Below are 16,021 nucleotides of genomic sequence, written 5' to 3' on the forward strand. Positions count from 1 at the left end.
GCTTTGAAAGACACCTCATGTTATTGTCATGGACAATGCTAGTTTTGATCCCAAGAACATTTTGGATGAACTCTGCATCCAAGATAAACACTTTTTCTTACCTCTACCACCTTATTCACCAGATTTGAATCCTATTGAGCAAGCATGGGCTATCTTGAAAAAGAAAGGAACAGATTTATTAAGGGAAGTCCCAACTATTTTTGAATGTTTGGAACGCTTTTTTAAAACTAAATGATTATATAATTGAAATAAGAAGAAAATCATTATCAGAAAATTATAGGAGGTAGTAAAATTGACTTGCTTAATCAGTGTTATTTTATTACATCAAGGAGATAAAAATAGTTTATTAGAGTCTTTATTAATAGTTGATAGACAAACATTTAAAGATATAGAAGTTATTATTGTAAAGCCAATATAGAACACCTTTTGTTGGTTTATTTATTCTTCCTGATGATTATTATAAACTTACAAAGGATTTTCGGTACTATATGGAACAAGAACTTGTTTTCGAAGAGGAACTTGTTTCACCGAGCTGGACCCATGAAGTTTATCCTTTGGGGCACTTAGGGGATATAGATATTCATTTTCTACATTATTCTAGTATTGAAGAAGCACGGACTAAGTGGGAAAAAAGAAAAAACGCATAAATTGGGATAATCTATATTTTAAATTTGATAATAAAGATTCAGCTAGTGAAGAAATTTTAAATAAGATGGATAATCTTCCTTATTCTAATAAATTAATTTTAGTCAATCGTCCATATAAAAATTTGAAAAGTCAATGTGTTATTCCAGGTCAGGAACATCTTCCAGAACTGGCTATTATGTCTGATCCATTAAATACTTTTGATATCATGGCTTGGTTAAAAAAGGTGGCAATGCTCTTTAAGTGCAAGTTATTGCGCTGTAGCATATAAATCTATTCCCTACATATTTTTTAAATGTTCTACGAGTTAATTTAAAATGTTTAGCTTGTGGTATAATAGTTTCATGGATAAAAAATATGAAAAAATCTCTCAGGATTTGGGAGTGACGTTAAAGCAAATTGATACCGTTCTAAGTTTGACAGCTGAAGGGGCGACTATTCCCTTTATGGCGCGTTATCGCAAGGACATGACTGGTAGTCTGGATGAGGTGGCGATTAAGGCTATTATTGATTTGGATAAAAGTCTGACAAATCTCAATGACCGTAAGGAAGCTGTCTTAGCTAAGATTCAAGAACAAGGTAAGTTGACCAAGGAATTGGAAGAAGCTATCTTAGTTGCCGAAAAATTAGCAGACGTTGAAGAACTCTATCTTCCTTATAAGGAAAAGCGTCGTACCAAGGCAACCATTGCCCGTGAAGCTGGACTCTTTCCTCTTGCTCGCTTGATTTTGCAGAATATAGTTGACTTGGAGAAAGAAGCTGAAAAGTTCGTCTGTGAAGGATTTGCGACTGGCAAGGGAGCCTTGACCGGTGCAGTTGATATTTTGGTCGAAGCCTTATCGGAAGATGTGACCTTGCGTTCTATGACTTATCAGGAAGTGCTGAGACACTCTAAACTCACTTCTCAAGCCAAGGATGAAAGTCTTGATGAAAAGCAGGTTTTTCAGATTTATTATGATTTTTCAGAGACAGTTGGAACTATGCAAGGCTATCGTACCTTGGCTCTCAATCGTGGGGAGAAGCTAGGTGTCTTGAAGATCGGTTTTGAACATGCGACGGACCGTATTCTTGCCTTTTTTGCTACTCGTTTCAAGGTGAAAAATGCTTATATTGATGAAGTTGTTCAGCAATCCGTTAAGAAAAAGGTCTTGCCTGCTATCGAGCGCCGTATTCGTACAGAATTAACCGAGAAGGCAGAAGAGGGAGCTATTCAACTCTTTTCTGACAACCTGCGCAATCTTCTCTTGGTTGCTCCTCTAAAAGGGCGCATGGTTCTTGGATTTGACCCAGCCTTTCGTACAGGTGCCAAGCTAGCTGTCGTTGATGCAACTGGGAAAATGCTGACAACTCAGGTCATTTATCCTGTTAAACCAGCATCAGCTCGTCAAATCGAAGAAGCCAAGAAAGATTTGGCAGACTTGATTGGTCAATACGGTGTAGAGATTATTGCCATCGGAAATGGTACTGCTAGTCGTGAAAGTGAAGCCTTTGTGGCGGAAGTTCTTAAAGATTTTCCTGAGGTTAGTTATGTCATCGTAAATGAAAGTGGTGCTTCGGTCTATTCTGCCAGCGAACTTGCTCGTCAGGAGTTTCCAGACTTGACCGTTGAAAAACGCTCTGCTATTTCTATCGCCCGTCGTTTGCAGGACCCCCTTGCTGAATTGGTCAAAATCGATCCTAAGTCAATCGGTGTCGGTCAATACCAGCATGATGTCAGTCAGAAGAAACTGTCTGAAAGTCTGGACTTTGTCGTGGATACCGTGGTGAACCAAGTCGGTGTCAATGTCAATACAGCCAGCCCAGCTCTTCTTTCACACGTAGCTGGACTCAATAAAACCATCTCTGAAAATATCGTCAAATACCGTGAAGAAGAAGGAAAAATCACTTCACGCTCCCAAATCAAGAAAGTTCCTCGTTTGGGGGCTAAGGCCTTTGAACAGGCAGCTGGTTTCCTTCGTATCCCTGAAAGTAGCAATATTCTTGATAATACAGGAGTTCACCCAGAAAATTACGCTGCCGTTAAGGAACTTTTCAAACGCTTGGACATTAAGGACCTGAATGAAGAAGCCCAAGGCAAACTCAAGTCTCTTTCAGTCAAGGAAATGGCGCAAGGGCTAGACCTTGGTCCCGAAACTCTTAAAGATATCATTGCAGATCTTCTCAAACCAGGTCGAGATTTCCGTGATTCCTTTGACGCACCTATGCTTCGCCAAGATGTCCTGGATATCAAGGACTTAGTGGTTGGGCAGAAGCTAGAGGGTGTGGTGCGTAATGTCGTTGACTTCGGTGCCTTCGTTGACATTGGAATTCACGAGGACGGTCTCATTCATATTTCCCACATGAGTCGCAAATTTATCAAACATCCTAGCCAAGTGGTGTCAGTTGGAGATTTGGTGACCGTTTGGGTCAAGAAAATTGATACTGAACGTGAAAAAGTCAATCTGTCGCTCCTAGCTCCAGATGAATCTAACTGATTACGTCAAGCAGGTTTCGCTAGAAGACTTCGGCAGACCTTTTATCCATCATGCCCAGTGGAATAGGCGTCTACGTTCGACAGGTGGGCGATTTTTCCCCAAAGATGGGCATTTGGATTTTAATCCCAAGGTTTATCAGGAACTGGGTCTGGATGTTTTTAGGAAAATTGTCCGACATGAACTCTGTCATTATCACCTCTATTTTCAAGGGAAGGGCTATCAACACAAGGATCGGGATTTTAAGGAACTTTTGGAAGCAGTGGATGGATTACGCTTTGTGCCAACCTTGCCAAATAGAAACTCCAAGCCAATCAAGCTTTATCGTTGCCAATCCTGCCAGCAAACTTATCAGCGCAAGCGAAGGATTGATACCAAACGCTATCGCTGTGGAGTTTGTCGAGGAAAGTTGCTACTAGTAAATCAGCCTGAGGACTGATGAAAGCCGAGCCTACCCGTGATATACTATGTCTAACCTAGCAGAAAGAGGAAATATCATGAACAGTAAATTTTATAAAATGAGACGAAATCGCATGATTTCAGGAGTTCTGGCAGGTCTGTCAGACAAGTGGAACTTTGATGTTACCCTTGTTCGTTTTCTATTTGCTATTTTTACAGTCGCAAACTTTGGACTTGGTGTGATTATCTATATCATCCTAGCTTCTGTCATGCCAACCAAGGAAGAAATCGAAGCAGAAATGTACGGAACAGGCCCACGCAAACGCAAAGAAGCCCAAGCCATTGACGATAATGAAGGCTGGTTTTGGTGAGGTTTTACAAAAGATTTAGAATAAGCAAAAAGCTTTAAATCAATAGTCTAAACTGCTTGATTTAAAGCTTTTTTACTTTTAATAATATTTTTCCAGCTTCATCTACAAACTAAAAGCATTCTTTTGAACTCATGTTTCTAATCTATTTTTCATGCTGAGACAATACATTTTTGGAAAAATGGTGGATGCTGATAACAACTGATAACCAGCAAATAGCATAAGCAGTAGCTGTAAATTCTGTACCGATAAAGTATGTTTTTTCAACTAAGAGTTGACCGATGAATGGAGAGAGGAGATAGAGAAGTCCGATGAGTATATATTCTTTGTGTTTCATTAAGGCGCACCTTCTTTCCTTATAGGTAGTTCGATTTGAAAGTGTTGAATTTAATGGCATGTTATCTAGGTAAGCTTACTCAAATGATAGTTCCGATTCCCCCTTTCCAAAGTAAGCCTTTTCACACTTATATTTTACAATTTTAAAAATAGGAAATCAAATCATTTTATAAGTAATTTTGCCTACATTTCCCCCAATCTTACAAAAATGTAAGATTAAAGTCTCTTTTGTAAGGTTAGGTTATGGCAAGCGGTCTTTTTTTGATGTAAACTAGACTCATAAAGAACAAAGGAGTAACATCATGAAACAAATCTTACATAAGAAAACTAGAAAACCAAGCCATAAAGATATCGAGCGTGTTCAACTGGGATGCGCTATGATGCAAGCAACATTTCATTTGATGGGATATTAAGAAAGGAGATTCTCATGACACTTTTAGATGTAAAACACGTTCAAAAAATTTATAAAACTCGTTTTCAGGGCAACCAAGTAGAAGCCCTCAAGGATATTCACTTTACCGTAGAAAAGGGTGACTACGTTGCTATCATGGGTGAGTCTGGTTCTGGTAAATCTACTCTTCTCAATATTCTAGCTATGCTGGATAAACCAACTCGTGGTCAAGTTTATTTGAACGGAACAGACACCGCAACCATTAAAAATTCACAGGCTTCTAGCTTCCGTCGTGAAAAGTTGGGCTTTGTCTTCCAAGACTTTAACTTGCTAGATACTCTGTCTGTTAAGGACAATATCTTGCTTCCACTTGTCTTGTCAAGAAGACCTATTACGGAGATGATGAAGAAATTGGTGGTGACAGCTGAGAATCTAGGTATCAACCAATTGCAAGAGAAGTATCCTTACGAGATTTCAGGTGGTCAGAAACAGCGTGTAGCAGTAGCCCGCGCTATCATCACAGAGCCTGAAATTCTCCTTGCGGATGAGCCAACAGGAGCCCTTGATTCCAAGTCCTCTGCAGCTCTTCTTGATGTTTTTGATGAAATCAATGAGCGCGGCCAAACCATTCTCATGGTAACCCACTCAACAGCAGCAGCTAGCAGAGCTAAACGTGTACTCTTTATCAAAGACGGCATTCTTTACAACCAAATCTACCGTGGAGAGAAGACAGAACGTCAGATGTTCCAAGAGATCTCTGATACCTTGACTGTCATGGCAAGCGAGGTGAATTAGTATGTTTCGATTAACCAATAAGTTAGCGGTATCGAACTTGATTAAAAACCGCAAACTCTACTATCCTTTTGCGCTGGCTGTTCTCTTGGCAGTCACAGTCACCTATCTCTTTTACTCTCTAACCTTCAATCCCAAGATTGCTGAAATCCGTGGAGGAACAACCATTCAGGCTACACTTGGATTTGGTATGTTTGTCGTCACCCTTGCTTCAGCCATTATCGTCCTCTATGCCAATAGTTTTGTCATGAAGAACCGTTCCAAGGAACTAGGAATTTATGGCATGCTGGGCTTGGAGAAGCGTCACCTGATCAGTATGACCTTTAAGGAGTTGGTGGTATTTGGGATTCTAACTGTTGGAGCGGGTATCGGTATTGGAGCCTTGTTTGACAAGTTAATTTTCGCTTTCTTGCTCAAACTGATGAAATTGAAGGTTGAGCTGGTCGCTACCTTCCAAATGAATGTTGTCATTGCAGTACTTGTTGTCTTCGGTTTGATTTTCCTAGGCCTCATGTTCCTGAATGCCCTTCGAATCGCCCGTATGAATGCCCTCCAGCTCTCGCGTGAGAAAGCAAGCGGAGAGAAAAGAGGTCGTTTCCTACCTCTCCAAACCATTCTTGGTTCCATAAGTTTAGGAATTGGATATTATCTTTCCCTTACCGTAAAAGATCCCCTTACAGCCCTAACAACCTTCTTCTTAGCTGTTTTGCTGGTTATCTTTGGTACCTATCTCTTGTTTAATGCAGGTATTACCGTTTTCCTTCAAATCTTAAAGAAAAACAAGAAATACTATTACCAACCCAATAACCTCATCTCTGTTTCCAACTTGATTTTCCGTATGAAGAAAAATGCGGTTGGACTAGCAACTATCGCTATTTTATCAACAATGGTTTTGGTAACCATGTCAGCCGCGACAAGCATTTTCAATGCTTCAGAATCCTTTAAAAAAGTGATGAATCCTCACGACTTTGGTATTACTGGACAAAATGTTGAAAAAGAAGATTTGGACAAACTCTTGAGCCAGTTTGCAAGTGACAAAGGTTATAGTGTCAAAGAGAAAGAAGTGCTTCGTTACAGTAACTTTGGTATTGCAAATCAAGAAGGAACCAAGTTAACTATTTTTGAAAAAGGACAAAATCGTGTCCAACCTAAAACAGTCTTCATGGTATTTGACCAAAAAGACTATGAAAATATGACTGGTCAGAAGCTTTCTCTATCAGGCAATGAGGTCGGCCTCTTCGCTAAGAATGATGGACTGAAAGGACAGAAAGCTCTAACTCTAAATAACCATCAATTTTCTGTAAAAGAAGAATTTAATACAGATTTTATTGTGAACCATGTCCCAAATCAGTTTAATATTTTTACTACTGATTACAATTATATAGTTGTTCCTAATTTGCAAGCATTTTTAGACCAATTCCCAGATTCGGCTATCTATAATCAGCTGTACGGTGGTATGAATGTAAATGCCAGCGAAGAAGAACAACTCAAGGTTGCTGAAGAATATGATAAATACCTCAATCAATTTAATGCTCAATTAAACAAGGAAGGTAGCTATGTTTATGGTAGCAATCTAGCAGATGCTAGTGCTCAGATGAGTGCCCTCTTTGGTGGTGTCTTCTTTATCGGTATTTTCCTATCCATTATCTTTATGGTCGGAACCGTTCTAGTCATCTACTACAAACAAATTTCTGAAGGCTACGAAGACCGTGAACGCTTTATTATCTTGCAGAAAGTCGGTTTAGATCAAAAGCAAATCAAGCAAACCATCAACAAACAAGTTTTAACTGTTTTCTTCCTTCCTTTGCTTTTTGCCTTCATACATCTAGCCTTTGCCTACCATATGCTTAGTCTGATTTTAAAAGTGATTGGTGTAATAGATACGAATATGATGTTGATTGTGACCTTGTCTATCTGCGCTATCTTCCTCATCGCCTATGTGCTGATTTTCATGATTACTTCAAGAAGTTATCGCAAGATTGTGCAAATGTAAAAAAGATACCTCGACTTCAAAATCGAGGTATTTCTTGTGTTTTAAATGCTGAAAAGTTGTCCGAGCAGAAAGGTAACTCCCATAGTTAAGAGACCAATAGCTAGGTTCCGAATCATAGCTGTTTTGGTTGGGGCTTTTCCAAGTTTGGCACTAGTATAACCAGTGAGAAGAAGGGCCACACCGACGATAAGGACAGTAACAGGGATGCGGTATTCACTTGGGAAAATGGTCACTGAGAGCATTGGAGGCAAACTTCCAAGGAAAAAAGAAATAAAGCTAGAGATGGCAGCATGCCAAGGATTGGTAAACTCTTCATACTCAATACCGTATTTTTCCTCTACCAAAGCCTTGAGTGGATTATTTAAAAAGGCTTTGGTAGTCAAAAGTTGAGCAGAGGTTTCGCATTCTCCATTTTGGATATAGGCAGCATAGAGGGACTTTTTGGCTAGTTCCATATCTTGGTCTAGCAAGAGCTGCTCACGCGCAACGGCTGCTTCCTCAGTATCTTTTTGAGTTGAAACGGATACATATGCTCCACCAGCCATTGAAAAGGCACCAGCTAAGATAGCTGCAAATCCTGATAAAAAGATAATCCAGATATTGGTCGTGGCACTAGCAACTCCGATAACCACACCAGCAATGGAAATAATCCCATCATTGGCACCAAGAACACCCGCACGCAGGATATTTAAACGACCTGCAAAATTTGAATCGATTTCGTGATTTGTTTCTGACATACTATTCTCCTTTTTATCCAGTATAAAGGAAAGAGGTAATGAAATCAATCTTTTAAAAGTATCTGAAAAAAGTTGCACGATTTTAATGATATAAAAATATCGACATCTTCTCTGATAGATCAAACACCGAAGGTAAAGAGTATAGAATAGCATAAAAAATTTTAAATTAAATAGGATAAACATTTTGTTCACTTTATAATCGTTTACAAGAGAATAATGAGTATTAAATCAAATAAAATCCAACTATTTTGCGAACTTTTTATATTTTTTTCGTAAACCGCTTTACAAGTTCTTAAAAACATGATATAGTAATAAAGCTTAGAAAATGAGATGATGTTTTCTAGCAAATATAAACCCGAGTAAAAAATGCCTACGGACAGGCAGGGTTGAATGCCGAAGCGTGGTTGAAAAACCACATTATTGATAGGGTTAAAAGCCTACTTTTATAAGTTGATGTTAGGACACTTGTCCTAATTCATAAATTTTTAGTGTGGTGAAAGCACACGTCATCTTGTGAAACGATCAATAAAGTACGTAATATTTGCTACTAGAGAGTTAGGAAACATCGGGAACAGACATACTCAACAGAAACAAACATAAAAACGTCAGAAGATTGCAGAGCAGGTGGAAACCTGCTCTTTTTTCATGAGTCAACCTTTAGTCGCCTTTATCTTCTTGAGGCACTAAAAATACGGTAAAGGAGTAAGTCTTGAAGAAGTTAGATCAAAACCAAGCCCCAATTTATGAGGCTTTGGTGAAGTTACGCAAGAAAAGGATTGTTCCCTTTGATGTTCCAGGTCACAAGCGTGGACGAGGAAATCCAGAACTTGTCGAACTGTTAGGAGAAAAATGTGTAGGCATTGATGTCAATTCGATGAAACCCTTGGATAATCTAGGACACCCTATTTCGATTATTCGAGATGCAGAGGAGCTGGCTGCAGATGCTTTTGGAGCTAGCCATGCTTTTCTCATGATTGGTGGAACAACCTCATCGGTGCAGACTATGATTCTGTCAACCTGCAAGGCAGGAGATAAGATTATTCTTCCGAGAAATGTTCACAAATCTGCCATCAATGCGCTGGTTCTATGTGGTGCCATTCCCATCTATATCGAGATGAGTGTAGATCCTAAGATTGGTATCGCTTTAGGTCTTGAAAATGACCGAGTAGCCCAGGCCATAAAGGACCATCCAGATGCCAAGGCCATTTTGATTAACAATCCTACTTACTATGGCATCTGTTCAGACCTAAAGGGTTTGACAGAAATGGCTCATGAAGCTGGCATGATGGTTTTAGTAGATGAAGCCCACGGAGCGCATTTGCATTTCACTGATAAACTTCCAATTTCTGCTATGGATGCAGGGGCTGATATGGCAGCAGTTTCCATGCATAAGTCTGGTGGGAGTTTGACCCAAAGCTCCATTTTACTTATCGGGGAGCAGATGAATTCTGAATACGTTCGTCAGATCATCAACCTGACCCAATCAACATCTGCTTCTTACCTGTTGATGGCTAGTTTGGATATTTCACGTCGCAACTTGGCCCTTCGTGGTAAAGAGTCGTTTGAAAAGGTCATTGAACTGTCTGAGTATGCTCGCCGTGAAATCAATGCTATCGGTGGATACTATGCCTACTCAAAAGAGTTAATAGATGGTGTGTCGGTCTGTGATTTTGATGTAACCAAGCTGTCAGTTTACACTCAGGGTATTGGCTTAACAGGTATCGAGGTTTATGACTTCCTACGAGACGAATACGACATTCAGATTGAGTTTGGTGATATTGGCAATATCTTGGCCTATATTTCGATTGGTGATCGCATCCAAGACATCGAGCGCTTGGTCGGTGCTTTGGCTGACATCAAGAGACTCTATTCACGAGATGGGAAGGACTTGATAGCAGGAGAATATATTCAGCCCGAGTTGGTGTTATCTCCTCAGGAAGCCTTCTATTCAGAGAGAAAAAGTTTGACCTTGGATGAATCTGTTGGACAGGTCTGTGGAGAATTTGTCATGTGCTATCCTCCAGGGATTCCTATCTTGGCTCCTGGTGAACGCATTACTCGTGAAATTGTAGACTATATCCAATTTGCTAAGGAACGTGGTTGCTCCCTCCAAGGGACGGAAGATCCTGAGGTCAATCACATCAACGTCATTAAGAGAAAGGATAACTAGATGGATTTATGGTTTTCTGAAGTTCATACTCCAGATGTCAAATTGTCCCTGCGAACAGCCAAGCAACTCTACGCTGGTAAAAGTGAATGGCAGGATATCGAAGTCTTGGATACCCCAGCTTTTGGGAAAATACTGATTTTAAATGGGCACGTCTTGTTTTCAGATGCGGATGACTTTGTCTACAACGAAATGACCGTTCATGTTCCCATGGCTGTGCATCCCAATCCAAAGAAAGTCTTGGTTATTGGGGGTGGCGACGGTGGTGTTGCTCAAGTATTAACACTCTATCCTGAGCTGGAACAAATCGATATCGTGGAACCAGATGAGATGTTGGTTGAGGTTTGTCGTGAGTATTTCCCAGACTTTGCTGCAGGGCTAGATGATCCACGTGTTACTATTTACTACCAAAATGGGCTACGCTTTTTGCGAAACTGCGAAGATGACTATGATATTATCATCAACGACGCGACGGATCCATTTGGACATACGGAAGGGCTCTTTACCAAGGAATTTTACGGTAATAGTTATCGTGCTCTGAAAGAAGACGGTATAATGATTTACCAGCATGGGAGTCCTTTCTTTGACGAAGATGAGTCAGCTTGTCGAAGCATGCACCGCAAGGTCAATCAAGCCTTTCCAATCAGTCGGGTCTATCAGGCCCATATCCCAACCAGCCCAGCTGGCTATTGGTTGTTTGGATTTGCATCGAAAAAATATCACCCTGTCAAAGATTTTGACAAGGAAGGCTGGAAAAAACGCCAGCTTTTCACAGAATACTACACTGCAAACTTACACGTGGGAGCCTTTATGTTGCCCAAATATGTAGAAGACATTTTAGAAGAAGAGGAAGGAAAAAAATGAGTCGTTTATTAGTTATTGGATGTGGGGGTGTTGCCCAAGTTGCTATTTCAAAGATTTGTCAAGATAGCGAAACCTTTACAGAGATTATGATTGCTAGCCGTACTAAGTCAAAATGTGATGACTTGAAAGCGAAGCTAGAAGGCAAAACAAGTACAAAGATTGAGACAGTTGCTCTTGATGCTGACAAGGTTGAAGAAGTCATTGCCCTGATTGAAAGCTACAAACCAGAAGCTATTTTGAATGTAGCTCTGCCTTATCAAGATTTAACTATCATGGACGCTTGTTTGGCAACAGGTGTTCACTATATCGATACAGCCAACTACGAAGCAGAAGATACAGAAGACCCTGAATGGCGTGCTATCTACGAAAAACGCTGCAAGGAACTTGGTTTTACAGCCTACTTTGACTACTCATGGCAATGGGCTTATCAGGAAAAATTCAAAGAAGCAGGCTTGACTGCTCTTCTTGGTTCTGGTTTTGACCCAGGTGTGACTAGTGTCTTTTCAGCTTACGCCCTTAAACACTATTTTGATGAAATCCATTATATCGACATTTTAGACTGTAATGGTGGTGACCACGGTTATCCATTTGCGACAAACTTTAACCCAGAAATCAATCTACGCGAGGTTTCTGCACCAGGTTCTTACTGGGAAGATGGAAAATGGGTCGAAGTTGAAGCCATGTCTATCAAGCGCGAGTACGATTTCCCTCAAGTTGGACAAAAAGATATGTATCTCCTCCACCATGAAGAAATTGAATCATTGGCGAAAAACATTCCAGGTGTTAAACGTATTCGTTTCTTTATGACTTTTGGTCAATCTTATCTAACGCATATGAAATGCTTGGAAAATGTTGGTCTCCTTCGTACGGATGCCATTAACTTCAATGGACAAGACATCGTTCCGATTCAATTTTTAAAAGCCTTGCTTCCAGACCCTGCAAGCCTTGGCCCACTTACTGTAGGTAAAACCAATATTGGATGTATCTTTACAGGTGTAAAAGATGGCGTTGAAAAGACCATCTACATCTACAATGTCTGCGACCATCAGGAATGTTACGCGGAAGTTGGTTCACAAGCTATTTCTTACACGACTGGCGTTCCAGCCATGATTGGAACAAAATTGGTTATGAACGGTACTTGGAAACAAGCTGGAGTTTACAACCTTGAAGAATTGGATCCAGATCCATTCATGGAAGCTTTGAATGAGTATGGCTTGCCTTGGGTTGTGGTTGAAAATCCACAAATGGTGGACTAATGAAGCTAGAACAAGTACCAACACCAGCTTACGTCATTGACTTGGCAAAGTTAGAAGACAACTGTCGCATTTTACAATATGTACAAGAAGAAGCCGGTTGCAAGGTTTTGCTTGCCCAGAAGGCATATTCCCTCTACAAAACCTATCCCATGATTAGCCAGTATCTATCTGGTACGACTGCTAGTGGACTTTATGAAGCCAAATTGGCAGGGGAAGAATTTCCTGGCGAAGTCCATGTTTTTGCACCTGCTTTCAAGGATGCAGACTTGGAGGAATTGCTGGAGATAACAGACCATATCGTTTTTAACTCAGAGAGACAGTTGCGTAAGCATGGAGCTCGTTGTCGGGATGCTGGTATAAGCGTGGGGCTGCGACTTAACCCTCAGTGTTCAACTCAAGGAGATCATGCTCTCTATGATCCTTGTGCACCAGGTTCTCGTTTTGGCGTTACACTAGATAAAATTCCTAGTGATTTGCTGGATTTGGTGGATGGTCTTCATTTTCACACCCTTTGCGAGCAGGGTGCAGATGATTTAGAGACAACTTTGAAAGCAGTAGAAGAGCAGTTTGGTTCCTATTTGCATGAGGTCAAATGGCTCAATATGGGGGGCGGCCATCACATTACAAGAGAAGACTATGATGTAGATTTGCTGATTTCAGAAATCAAGCGTATCCGAAAAACTTACAATCTTGAAATCTATATCGAGCCGGGTGAAGCCATTGCGCTCAATGCGGGTTATCTAGCAACTGAGGTATTAGATATTGTCGAAAACGGTATGGAAATCTTGGTTTTAGACGCCTCTGCGACCTGCCATATGCCTGATGTACTTGAGATGCCCTATCGTCCACCTTTGAGAAATGGCTTTGAGGCACAGGAAAAAGCCCATACCTATAGACTTTCTTCCAATACTTGTCTGACGGGCGATGTAATTGGAGACTATAGCTTTGAAAATCCTGTTGAGATTGGAGATAGACTTTACTTTGAGGACATGGCTATTTACTCATTTGTTAAAAATAATACCTTTAATGGTATTGGATTGCCAAGTCTTTATCTCATGGATGATCAGGGTGACTGTAGCTTAGTCAAAGCCTTTGGCTATCAAGATTTTAAAGGGAGATTATCATGATGGACAGTCCCACAAAATTAGGCTATCGTATGCCAGCAGAGTACGAACTACATCATGGTACCCTCATGATATGGCCGACTCGACCAGGTTCATGGCCCTTTCAAGGAAAGGCTGCTAAAAGAGCTTTCAGCCAGATTATTAAGACCATAGCAGAAGGAGAAAGAGTCTATCTTTTGGTGGACCAAGACTACTTAGCTGAAGCCCAATCTTATCTTGGAGACAAGGTTGTTTATTTAGACATTCCCACCAATGATGCCTGGGCGCGTGATACAGGCCCAACCATTCTTGTCAATGATAAAGGCCAGAAATTAGCCGTGGATTGGTCTTTCAATGCTTGGGGTGGAGCTGTAGATGGTCTCTACCAAGACTATGAAGAGGATGACCAAGTAGCCAGTAATTTTGCTGAGGCCTTGGAAATGCCTGTTTATGATGCCAAACCTTTTGTCCTAGAAGGCGGAGCGATACATAGCGATGGTCAAGGAACCATTCTCGTGACTGAAAGTTGTTTGCTTAGTCCTGGTCGCAATCCTCATCTTAGTAAAGAGGAAATCGAAAATACCTTATTAGAGTGCCTTGGCGCTGAAAAAGTTATTTGGCTTCCTTATGGTATTTATCAGGATGAAACCAATGAACACGTTGACAATGTTTCAGCCTTTGTTGGTCCTGCAGAGCTTGTTTTGGCTTGGACAGATGATCAAAACGATCCTCAGTATGCCATGTCAAAAGCAGATCTCGAATTCTTAGAGCAAGAAACAGATGCAAAAGGTCGTCACTTCACTATTCATAAACTTCCAATTCCAGCTCTTCATCAAGTTGTAACCGAAGAGGATTTGCCAGGCTACATCTATGAAGAAGGAGAAGAAGAGCGATACGCAGGTGAACGACTAGCAGCTTCCTACGTAAACTTTTATATTGCCAACAAGGCTGTCCTAGTTCCTCAGTTTCAAGATAAAAACGACCAAGTAGCCTTAGATATTCTCAGTGAGTGTTTCCCAGACCGTAAAGTTGTCGGAATTCCAGCCAGAGATATTCTCTTAGGTGGTGGCAATATCCACTGTATCACCCAACAAATCCCAGAATAGGAGAAAAAGATGAGAAATGTAAGAGTTGCAGCCATTCAGATGCAATGCGCCAAGGATGTGGCAACAAATATTCAAACCGCAGAGCGTTTAGTACGTCAGGCTGCAGAACAAGGCGCACAAATTATTCTCTTGCCCGAGTTGTTTGAACGTCCCTATTTCTGTCAGGAACGTCAGTATGACTACTACCAGCATGCCCAGTCGGTGACAGACAATACAGCTATTCAGCATTTTAAAACCATTGCCAAGGAGCTAAAGGTCGTTTTACCAATCAGTTTCTATGAAAAAGATGGTAATGTCTTGTATAACTCTATTGCCGTCATTGATGCAGATGGTGAGGTGCTGGGTGTTTATCGAAAGACCCACATACCAGATGACCATTATTATCAAGAAAAATTTTATTTCACACCTGGCAACACAGGTTTCAAGGTCTGGGATACTCTCTATGCCAAGATCGGGATCGGTATCTGTTGGGATCAATGGTTCCCTGAAACAGCCCGCTGTCTTGCGTTAAATGGTGCTGAATTGCTCTTTTATCCTACAGCCATTGGTTCAGAGCCAATTTTAGATACGGATAGTTGTGGTCATTGGCAACGTACCATGCAAGGACACGCAGCAGCAAATATTGTTCCAGTCATCTCAGCCAATCGTTATGGATTGGAAGAGGTCACGCCTAGTGAGGAAAATGGCGGACAGAGTTCCAGTCTTGACTTCTACGGTTCCTCCTTTATGACGGATGAAACAGGAGCTATTCTAGAACGAGCTGAAAGACAAGAAGAAGCTGTTCTGTTAGCTACTTATGACCTAGACAAGGGAGCAAGTGAACGCCTAAACTGGGGCTTGTTTCGAGATAGAAGACCAGAAATGTATCAACGAATTACGGACTAGTAGGGGAGAAATGAGAGGTTCATTCTGCTAGACTAACTTCTTATTAGCAACTATAAGATACTATGGTATCTAGTAAATCGATTTTTATGATTCACTATTCTTTTATCTTGATTAGTCCGTATTTTATACTAGACTTCCTGCAAAACTAGAATCCTAGTTCATGATTGATAATACCAACAATCAAATTCATTCGTAATCTGAAGCGTTTACGATGATTTCGATAGGTTGTTGAAAACATTTTAAACGTTTTTACTTTGGCAAAGATGTTCTCAACCTTGCTTCTCTCCTTAGATAGTGCATGGTTACAGGCTTTGTCTTCAAGAGTTAATGGCTTAAGTTTACTTGATTTCCTCGGAGTTTGTGCTTGAGGATATATCTTCATGAGTCCTTGATAAGCACTGTCAGCCAAGATTTTACCAGCTTGTCCGATATTTCTGCGACTCATTTTGAACAACTTCATATCATGACAATAGTTCACAGTGATCTCCAAAGAAACAATTCTCCCTTG

General features: G+C 40.6%; 14 protein-coding genes and 2 pseudogenes. 13 read left to right on the plus strand and 3 right to left on the minus strand.

Going from position 1 to position 16,021, the window contains the following annotated elements; all coding sequences use genetic code 11:
• Positions 1–7 precede the first annotated feature (7 nt).
• From HT715_RS05210 to HT715_RS05230, 5 genes and pseudogenes are all read left to right on the plus strand, one after another.
• Positions 8–235: pseudogene (locus tag HT715_RS05210) on the plus strand (IS630 family transposase); the annotation flags it as partial.
• Between the two features lie 175 nt (positions 236–410).
• Positions 411–916, plus strand: a pseudogene (locus HT715_RS05215) (DUF1919 domain-containing protein); the annotation flags it as partial.
• A 73-nt stretch (positions 917–989) separates the two neighbouring features.
• Positions 990–3,119 carry a Tex family protein gene (locus HT715_RS05220; RefSeq protein ID WP_014017280.1) on the plus strand — a complete coding sequence of 710 codons (2,130 nt, stop codon included), beginning with the start codon at positions 990–992 and terminating at the stop codon, positions 3,117–3,119.
• A complete protein-coding gene (locus HT715_RS05225) occupies positions 3,106–3,555 on the plus strand; it encodes a SprT family protein (RefSeq protein ID WP_001054508.1) in 450 nt (149 codons plus the stop codon). Before HT715_RS05220 ends, HT715_RS05225 begins: the two co-directional genes overlap by 14 nt.
• A gap of 58 nt (positions 3,556–3,613) precedes the next feature.
• Entirely contained in the window at positions 3,614–3,886 is a 273-nt protein-coding gene (locus HT715_RS05230) for a PspC domain-containing protein (protein WP_001085048.1), read from the plus strand.
• Positions 3,887–4,028: 142 nt separating this feature from the next.
• Here the strand turns inward: HT715_RS05230 and HT715_RS05235 are convergent, their stop codons facing one another.
• Positions 4,029–4,220, minus strand: coding sequence for a hypothetical protein (locus HT715_RS05235; protein ID WP_000680781.1), 192 nt, complete (start codon positions 4,218–4,220; stop codon positions 4,029–4,031).
• Between the two features lie 426 nt (positions 4,221–4,646).
• Between HT715_RS05235 and HT715_RS05240 the strand changes: the two genes are divergently transcribed.
• Both HT715_RS05240 and HT715_RS05245 read left to right on the plus strand, forming a co-directional pair.
• On the plus strand, positions 4,647–5,405 hold the full coding sequence (locus HT715_RS05240; RefSeq protein WP_000173372.1) for an ABC transporter ATP-binding protein: 759 nt from the start codon (positions 4,647–4,649) through the stop codon (positions 5,403–5,405).
• A gap of 1 nt (position 5,406) precedes the next feature.
• Positions 5,407–7,395 carry an ABC transporter permease gene (locus HT715_RS05245; protein WP_138707114.1) on the plus strand — a complete coding sequence of 663 codons (1,989 nt, stop codon included), beginning with the start codon at positions 5,407–5,409 and terminating at the stop codon, positions 7,393–7,395.
• Positions 7,396–7,436: 41 nt separating this feature from the next.
• Here HT715_RS05245 and HT715_RS05250 read toward each other — a convergent pair whose 3' ends face one another.
• The gene (locus tag HT715_RS05250) at positions 7,437–8,132 is read right to left on the minus strand and encodes a VIT family protein (RefSeq protein WP_023937531.1); all 696 of its coding nucleotides are present in this window, start codon (positions 8,130–8,132) and stop codon (positions 7,437–7,439) included.
• A 709-nt stretch (positions 8,133–8,841) separates the two neighbouring features.
• On the opposite strand from HT715_RS05250, the gene HT715_RS05255 reads away from it, so the two are divergent.
• From HT715_RS05255 to aguB, 6 genes are read left to right on the plus strand one after another with little or no spacing between them, the layout of a single operon-like run.
• Positions 8,842–10,302 (plus strand): aminotransferase class I/II-fold pyridoxal phosphate-dependent enzyme, encoded by a 1,461-nt coding sequence (locus HT715_RS05255; RefSeq protein ID WP_138699667.1) that lies wholly within the window; start codon positions 8,842–8,844, stop codon positions 10,300–10,302.
• The gene (gene speE / locus HT715_RS05260; RefSeq protein ID WP_000366713.1) at positions 10,303–11,163 is read left to right on the plus strand and encodes a polyamine aminopropyltransferase; all 861 of its coding nucleotides are present in this window, start codon (positions 10,303–10,305) and stop codon (positions 11,161–11,163) included.
• On the plus strand, positions 11,160–12,419 hold the full coding sequence (locus HT715_RS05265; protein WP_000088792.1) for a saccharopine dehydrogenase family protein: 1,260 nt from the start codon (positions 11,160–11,162) through the stop codon (positions 12,417–12,419). Before speE ends, HT715_RS05265 begins: the two co-directional genes overlap by 4 nt.
• Positions 12,419–13,546 carry a carboxynorspermidine decarboxylase gene (nspC, locus tag HT715_RS05270; RefSeq protein WP_138707115.1) on the plus strand — a complete coding sequence of 376 codons (1,128 nt, stop codon included), beginning with the start codon at positions 12,419–12,421 and terminating at the stop codon, positions 13,544–13,546. The genes HT715_RS05265 and nspC overlap by 1 nt, the downstream gene beginning before the upstream one ends.
• The gene (gene aguA, locus HT715_RS05275) at positions 13,543–14,628 is read left to right on the plus strand and encodes an agmatine deiminase (protein ID WP_138707116.1); all 1,086 of its coding nucleotides are present in this window, start codon (positions 13,543–13,545) and stop codon (positions 14,626–14,628) included. Before nspC ends, aguA begins: the two co-directional genes overlap by 4 nt.
• A 9-nt stretch (positions 14,629–14,637) precedes the next feature.
• Complete coding sequence (gene aguB / locus HT715_RS05280) at positions 14,638–15,513, plus strand: N-carbamoylputrescine amidase (protein ID WP_023937523.1); 876 nt, start codon at positions 14,638–14,640, stop codon at positions 15,511–15,513.
• Between the two features lie 145 nt (positions 15,514–15,658).
• Here aguB and HT715_RS05285 read toward each other — a convergent pair.
• A partial coding sequence (locus tag HT715_RS05285; protein ID WP_172922847.1) for a transposase occupies positions 15,659–16,021 on the minus strand: 363 nt, incomplete at its 5' end.

Source organism: Streptococcus sp. 4155, assembly GCF_013276695.1.
In the GTDB taxonomy this organism is placed as follows: Bacteria; Bacillota; Bacilli; order Lactobacillales; family Streptococcaceae; genus Streptococcus; species Streptococcus pseudopneumoniae.